The 6,000-nt window shown below is 59.4% G+C and carries 8 protein-coding genes; 4 read left to right on the forward strand and 4 right to left on the reverse strand.

All coding sequences use genetic code 11. From position 1 onward, the window contains the following. The first annotated feature begins 160 nt into the window (after positions 1 to 160). The gene (locus tag ACR0NW_RS22175) at positions 161 to 544 is read left to right on the forward strand and encodes a phage holin family protein (protein WP_170656784.1); all 384 of its coding nucleotides are present in this window, start codon (positions 161 to 163) and stop codon (positions 542 to 544) included. A gap of 3 nt (positions 545 to 547) precedes the next feature. Here ACR0NW_RS22175 and ACR0NW_RS22180 read toward each other — a convergent pair whose 3' ends face one another. The 3 genes from ACR0NW_RS22180 to ACR0NW_RS22190 form a co-directional block, all read right to left on the reverse strand. Beyond that, positions 548 to 1,666: a cystathionine gamma-lyase gene (locus ACR0NW_RS22180; protein WP_480452849.1), complete on the reverse strand. Its 1,119-nt coding sequence runs from the start codon at positions 1,664 to 1,666 to the stop codon at positions 548 to 550. 84 nt (positions 1,667 to 1,750) lie between these two features. After that, the gene (locus ACR0NW_RS22185; protein WP_480452850.1) at positions 1,751 to 2,038 is read right to left on the reverse strand and encodes a hypothetical protein; all 288 of its coding nucleotides are present in this window, start codon (positions 2,036 to 2,038) and stop codon (positions 1,751 to 1,753) included. A 47-nt stretch (positions 2,039 to 2,085) separates the two neighbouring features. Beyond that, positions 2,086 to 2,928, reverse strand: a complete 843-nt coding sequence (locus ACR0NW_RS22190) for an LOG family protein (RefSeq protein WP_170656790.1) — start codon at positions 2,926 to 2,928, stop codon at positions 2,086 to 2,088. A 79-nt stretch (positions 2,929 to 3,007) separates the two neighbouring features. Here ACR0NW_RS22190 and ACR0NW_RS22195 point away from each other — a divergent pair, with 79 nt between their 5' ends. The 3 genes from ACR0NW_RS22195 (at position 3,008) to dapD (ending at position 5,516) form a co-directional block, all read left to right on the forward strand. After that, on the forward strand, positions 3,008 to 3,925 hold the full coding sequence (locus ACR0NW_RS22195; protein ID WP_480452851.1) for a threonine/serine dehydratase: 918 nt from the start codon (positions 3,008 to 3,010) through the stop codon (positions 3,923 to 3,925). Between the two features lie 45 nt (positions 3,926 to 3,970). Then, on the forward strand, positions 3,971 to 4,570 hold the full coding sequence (locus tag ACR0NW_RS22200; RefSeq protein WP_480452853.1) for a GntR family transcriptional regulator: 600 nt from the start codon (positions 3,971 to 3,973) through the stop codon (positions 4,568 to 4,570). Between the two features lie 118 nt (positions 4,571 to 4,688). Beyond that, positions 4,689 to 5,516: a 2,3,4,5-tetrahydropyridine-2,6-dicarboxylate N-succinyltransferase gene (gene dapD / locus ACR0NW_RS22205; RefSeq protein ID WP_170656796.1), complete on the forward strand. Its 828-nt coding sequence runs from the start codon at positions 4,689 to 4,691 to the stop codon at positions 5,514 to 5,516. Between the two features lie 180 nt (positions 5,517 to 5,696). On the opposite strand, the gene ACR0NW_RS22210 is transcribed toward dapD, so the two are convergent. After that, on the reverse strand, positions 5,697 to 6,000 hold a 304-nt coding region (locus ACR0NW_RS22210; protein WP_480791951.1), incomplete at its 5' end, for a hypothetical protein.

The raw sequence follows: 6,000 nt of genomic DNA on the forward strand, positions 1-6,000 counted from the left end.
TGTTGTCAGAGGTCTAATAGCAGTCGGAACTTATGGGATTGTTTTATCACGTGATTTCAACGGGTCAAAATGCAGTTTGATGGCAATGTCTATCGCCATTTTTCGCAGAATGAGTAATATCCGCATGATTGCAATTGAGGTTTGAAGGAGTTCTTTCGAAATGTCCCGCAGAATTATGTCCATTCTGGCGCTGCTGGCCGGAAATGCTGTTGGCCTGCTGCTTGCGACGGCGCTGCTCAGCGGGTTCTCGATCAGGCCGTTGTCGCTGATCATTGTCGTCGTGGTTTTCACGCTTGTTCAGGTTGTCGCAGAACCCCTGATCACCCGGATTGGAGAAAAGAACGTTCCAGCCCTCAAGGGTGGGGTCGCGCTGGTTGTGACATTTGTGGGACTACTGATCACCGATCTTATCACATCGGGGCTGACGGTTGGCGGCATCTCGAACCTGCTGGCCGCGACACTGCTGGTCTGGCTGGGGGCGCTGATTGCCGGGATTGTTCTGCCGATCTACGTGTTCAAGGAATTGCGCGAGAACAAAAAGTAAGCGCTAGCCAAGCTTGCTCAGGCCAGCCTCGATGGCCTGCCACAGCTCTTCCACAGGTTCGCAGCCTACAGAAAGGCGAATGAACGCGGGGTCGACCGCATCCCCCCATCGGGCGCGCCGCTCGGCCGAGGTATGAACGCCGCCAAAGGATGTGGCGGGCCGGATCAGCGGGCAGTCGTTTATGAACTGTTCGGCCTTCGCTTCGCTTTCCAGCGTGAGGGACAGAAGGAACCCAAAGCGCAGGGTTTGCGCCCGGGCCAGATTGTGGGCCGGGTCGCCCGGCAAACCGGGGAAACGAACCTGTCTTACGGCAGGGTGTTCCGCAAGGCGTGTCGCCAGAACTTCTGCCGAGGTACACATCCGATCGAACCGGACATCCAGTGTTTCAAGACCACGATGCAGCAACCAGGCTTCGTGTGGGCCGGGGATGGCGCCGGACACTTTCCGCCATTCCTCAACCCGCTCCATGATGTCTGAACGGTGGCTGGCGACGTGGCCCATCAGCATATCGGAATGGCCGCCCATCGCCTTGGTGTCGGATGCGACCACAACGTCGATGCCCAGGTCCAGCGGACGCTGCCCCAACGGTGTCAGAGTGGTATTGTCGGCGATTGTTATGCCGCCGCCCGCGCGGACGTCCCTTGCAACTTGTGCAAGGTCGATCATGTCGAGGCCGGGGTTCGAAGGGCTTTCGACGAAAACAACATCGAACCCGTCAAATCCGCCGTCGCTGAATCCGGTTGTCGGGCGTTCTTCCACGACGACACCAAGACCTGCAAGGAAACGGTCCGCCAGCAATCGGGTGACATAATACCCGTCCGAGGGGATCAGAATGCGCGAGCCCGATTTCACCGTGGCAAAAAGTGCGGCGGCGATGGCGCCCATCCCGGATGGAAAGGTCAGACAGGGCGCAGCTTCGAGGTGGGACAGGACATGTTCCAGATGTTCCCATGTGGGATTGTTGACGCGCCCGTAATTCGCATAGCCGTCCGGAGCGCCGGGCAGATGGAACATGCTGCTTTGCGTCAATGGCAAGGCGACCGGTTCGCCCTTGGCCAACGAGTTGCCACGCAGGTGAAGCATTTCGCCTGTCTGCGGCAGTTTGGTCGGTGGTGTGGTCATCAGCAGCTCCGGGCAGATGGTGCCGCTGTCGCGGCGCGTTTTTAGCCCGTCTAGCATCGGAACTGGTGTGCGAAAAGCACTCTGTCAGGTGGATACGATAGCCGGGCCGCTGACGGCCTCGGTCAGGGTGCCGCCTTTGCGGGCCGACGTGTCGCGCCGCATATGTTCGACGGTTTCGCGCACCCTGTTCCACGCCCCTTCGTCGGGATAGATAAGCACGACCATCCCTTCGGTCGGGCCAAGGCGTACAAGGTGGCCGCTGCTGGCCCCCATCGCCTTGAGCTGGGCAAGGTTTTCCTGCGCTGTTTCAATCAGCGCCGCCTCGTCCAGAGATTCGTCATAAGTCCATCTGGACACCGTTACATAAGCCATCGACGCCTCCTGAGATCTCATCGATAGCAAGTGTAGCACGAATCGCCTCAGCGCCCCGGAATGTGGTCACGCGGGGGCGCTGGCTCCCAGTTGTCGATAATCTCCGCCGCTTCCTGCGCGGTATCGACAAAACGGAACAGATCCAGATCCTCGTCAGAAATCGTACCGGCATCTGCCAGCGCTTCCCAGTTGATGACCTTTTCCCAGAACTCGCGGCCAAACAGCAGGAAGGGAACCCGTTCCATGCGACCGGTCTGGATAAGTGTCAGCGACTCGAACAACTCGTCCATCGTACCGAACCCGCCCGGAAAGATCGTGATCGCACGGGCGCGCATCAGGAAATGCATCTTGCGAATGGCAAAGTAATGAAAGTTAAAGCTGAGTTCGGGCGTGACATAAAGGTTCGGCGCCTGCTCGTGTGGCAGAACGATGTTCAAACCGATGGAATGGCCGCCTGCGTCCTGCGCGCCGCGATTGCCAGCCTCCATCACACCGGGTCCGCCGCCGGTGACGATCACGTTTTCGCGGCATCCGCTATCTTTTGATCTTTCGGTCATCAGCCGGGCGAATTCGCGCGCCTCGTCGTAATACCTGGACAATCCGGCAAGGGTTTCGGTGCGTGCAGTGTGTTTCTGCGCCGGCTCGGGGATGCGCGCGCCACCGAACATGACAATGGTCGAGGTGATCTCGCGCTCGGTCATGATCATTTCGGGCTTCAGCAGTTCCAGTTGCAACCGCACGGGGCGCAACTCATCTCGGCACAGGAAATCGTCGTCAGCAAATGCCAACCGATACGCGGGCGAGCGGGTCTGCGGCGTGTCCGGTACTTCGCTCGCGGTTGAACGATCGGTTTGCGCATCGCGGAACGGGCTGAGGCGGTCTTCTTTCATTGCTGGGTGATCCCTGCTTGCGTGTTTTTAAAACAGCTATAGGGTTCGCGGGCAGAGTGCCAGTCACGGGAATACAAGAATGAACTGGAAAGCCGAAATTTCAGCCGCAGCCGAGCGCATCAACGGCCATGCGCAAGTCACGCCGGTCATCAGGGTCAACGGCTTCGGGCTGGATTACCCGATCGAGATGAAGCTTGAGCACATGCAGCATACCGGCAGTTTCAAAGCGCGGGGGGCTTTCAACACATTGCTTGGCGGCGATGTGCCCGATGCAGGCATTGTCGCGGCATCCGGGGGAAACCATGGCGCGGCAGCGGCTTATGCAGCCAGGTCGTTGGGATATCCTGCCAAGATATTCGTGCCGGAACTGGCCGGGCCTTCCAAGATTTCCCTGATCCGGCGGATCGGTGCGGACCTGAGTGTTGTGCCCGGCGAATACGCCAATGCGCTGACGATGGCGCACGAGCATGAGACCACCACGGGTGCGATGCAGATTCATGCGTATGACGCCCCTGCAACCGTCGCAGGTCAGGGGACCTGTTTCGCCGAATGGGATGCGCAGGGTCTGCAGGCCGATACTGTGCTGATCGCCGTCGGTGGTGGCGGTCTGATCGCGGGCGCGTTGGCCTGGTTTCAGGGTGCGCGCAAGGTCGTCGCGGTCGAACCCGAAACATCCTGCGCCTTGAACGCCGCCCTGAAAGCGGGTGAGCCCATTGATGTGCCTGTATCCGGGGTCGCCGCCAACGCGCTGGGCGCGCGGCGCATCGGGGGCATCTGTTTCGATTTGGCACAGGGCATTGAATCGGTGCTTGTGCCGGATACTGCGATTACAGATGCTCAGCAGGCATTGTGGCAATCGCACCGCATCCTTGTCGAACCCGCAGGTGCAACCGCGCTGGCAGCGCTGATGTCCGGCGCATATACTCCGGAACCGAATGAGCGTGTGGCCGTATTGGTCTGTGGCGGGAATATCGCGCCCGATCCGTTGCCGGAATGAACTATCGCCTTGAGGGTTGCGGAATTCGATTTTATCCATGACCGCATGACTGCGACCATCGCCGATACCATCTATGACAAGCTGAGTCAGCGGATTATCACTGGCGATCTGCCGGCGGGTGAAAAACTGCGGCAGGACCATATCGCGCGCGCGTTCGAGACCAGTCAGGTAACTGTCCGCGAAGCGCTACTGCGGCTTGAGGCGCGTGGCCTTGCCAAAAGTGAACCCCGGCGCGGAATGCGTGTGACGGCGCTGGACCCGGCCGAGGTGCGCGAAGTGATCGATATGCGGGTGGCGCTTGAGTCCCTTGCGCTGCAATATTCGATACAGAACCTGACCCCGGCGGCGCTTAGGGCGGCGGATGACGCGCGAATTGCCTGCGACGCAGCGCAGAACATGCCCATGTGGGAGGCCCGGAACCGCGCCTTTCACCGCACCATCCTAACTCCTTGCGGACGGCCCCGGCTTTTGCATGCCATCGACGATCTGCATATTGCCAGCGCGCGACACCTGTTCATGCACTGGCAGCAACGCTGGGTGCAGCGCGCCGATGCCGATCACGCCGCGATCATCCAGGCGATGAAGCGCAAGGATACGGCCACCGCCTGTTCGATTCTGTCCCGCCATATCCGCCGGGCAAGCTGATTACAGTCATCGCGACCTAACTGAGCCGCAAAGTGTCCGAATTGCGTCGCATTGCACCTTGGCTGCCGCTTGCGTATAGGCCAGATCAACATGACGAGATTCTGCACGGAGTAGCCCCATGTCCAACGCGCAACTTGAAGCCGCCATCGAAGCCGCCTGGGAGGCGCGTGACACAATAACCCCCGCCACCACCGGCGAGCAACGTGAAGCGATCGAAGATACGCTGAATGCTCTGGACGGCGGCTCGCTGCGTGTGGCGGAAAAGCTGGAAAGCGGTGACTGGCATGTTAACCAGTGGGCCAAGAAAGCGGTTCTTCTGGGTTTCCGTATCAAGGATATGGAAATTCAGTCTGGTGGCCCTCAGGCCGGTGGCTGGTGGGACAAGGTCGACAGCAAGTTCGCGGGCTGGGATGAAAGCCAGTGGCGTGCCGCCGGGTTCCGCGCCGTTCCGAATTGTGTGGTCCGCAAGTCGGCCTATATCGCGCCCGGTGTAGTTCTGATGCCGTCTTTTGTGAACCTTGGCGCTTATGTTGACGAGGGTACCATGGTTGACACCTGGGCCACGGTCGGCTCGTGCGCCCAGATCGGCAAGAACGTACACCTGTCGGGCGGTGTTGGCATCGGCGGTGTGCTGGAACCGATGCAGGCCGGTCCAACAATCATCGAGGACAACTGCTTTATCGGTGCCCGTTCCGAGGTGGTCGAAGGATGTATCGTCCGCGAAGGATCGGTTCTGGGAATGGGTGTCTATATTGGCAAATCGACCAAGATCGTCGACCGGGAAACCGGTGAGGTCATGTATGGCGAAGTGCCGCCCTATTCGGTGGTTGTATCCGGTTCGATGCCCTCCAAGAACGGGATCAACCTGTATTGCGCGGTTATCGTGAAGCGTGTGGATGAAAAAACCCGCTCCAAGACTGGTATCAACGAGTTGTTGCGGGATTGATCCTGACCATCCGAGGCGAATGAAAAGGCCGGGGAACCTACCCCGGCCTTTCCTTGTTTATATAGCTCTAAAGAGCGAAGTTTTTTCGGGAATGTAATCCGGGTCCTTGAATGCCGCCTCTTTTTTGATCGGGCGTAATTTCGTTCCAATCCCGGATTACATGATCCCATTCGGGTTACATCACCTGTTATAGGCGCCTTCACTTTCACCCGAGTTGTCGTCACCGTCCGGGTCGTCGCCGTCACCGTCGTCGCCTTCGCCTTCACCGCCGTCGTCGTCGCCTTCAGTTTCGCCGCCTTCGCCTTCGCCTTCACCTTCACCTTCGCCTTCACCTTCACCTTCACCTTCGCCTTCACCTTCGCCTTCACCTTCACCTTCGCCTTCGCCTTCGCCTTCGCCTTCGCCTTCGCCTTCGCCTTCGCCTTCGCCTTCGCCTTCGCCTTCGCCTTCGCCTTCGCCTTCGCCTTCGCCTTCGCCTTCGCCT

This window comes from Ruegeria sp. CF5, assembly GCF_056537325.1.

What these genes read in the sequence shown, in the direction of transcription:
- ACR0NW_RS22175 (WP_170656784.1), top strand. Translation starts at nt 161, where the DNA reads ATGTCCCGCAGAATTATGTCCATTCTGGCGCTGCTGGCCGGAAATGCT.
- ACR0NW_RS22180 (WP_480452849.1), bottom strand. Translation starts at nt 1,666, where the DNA reads ATGACCACACCACCGACCAAACTGCCGCAGACAGGCGAAATGCTTCAC.
- ACR0NW_RS22185 (WP_480452850.1), bottom strand. Translation starts at nt 2,038, where the DNA reads ATGGCTTATGTAACGGTGTCCAGATGGACTTATGACGAATCTCTGGAC.
- ACR0NW_RS22190 (WP_170656790.1), bottom strand. Translation starts at nt 2,928, where the DNA reads ATGAAAGAAGACCGCCTCAGCCCGTTCCGCGATGCGCAAACCGATCGT.
- ACR0NW_RS22195 (WP_480452851.1), top strand. Translation starts at nt 3,008, where the DNA reads ATGAACTGGAAAGCCGAAATTTCAGCCGCAGCCGAGCGCATCAACGGC.
- ACR0NW_RS22200 (WP_480452853.1), top strand. Translation starts at nt 3,971, where the DNA reads ATGACTGCGACCATCGCCGATACCATCTATGACAAGCTGAGTCAGCGG.
- dapD (WP_170656796.1), top strand. Translation starts at nt 4,689, where the DNA reads ATGTCCAACGCGCAACTTGAAGCCGCCATCGAAGCCGCCTGGGAGGCG.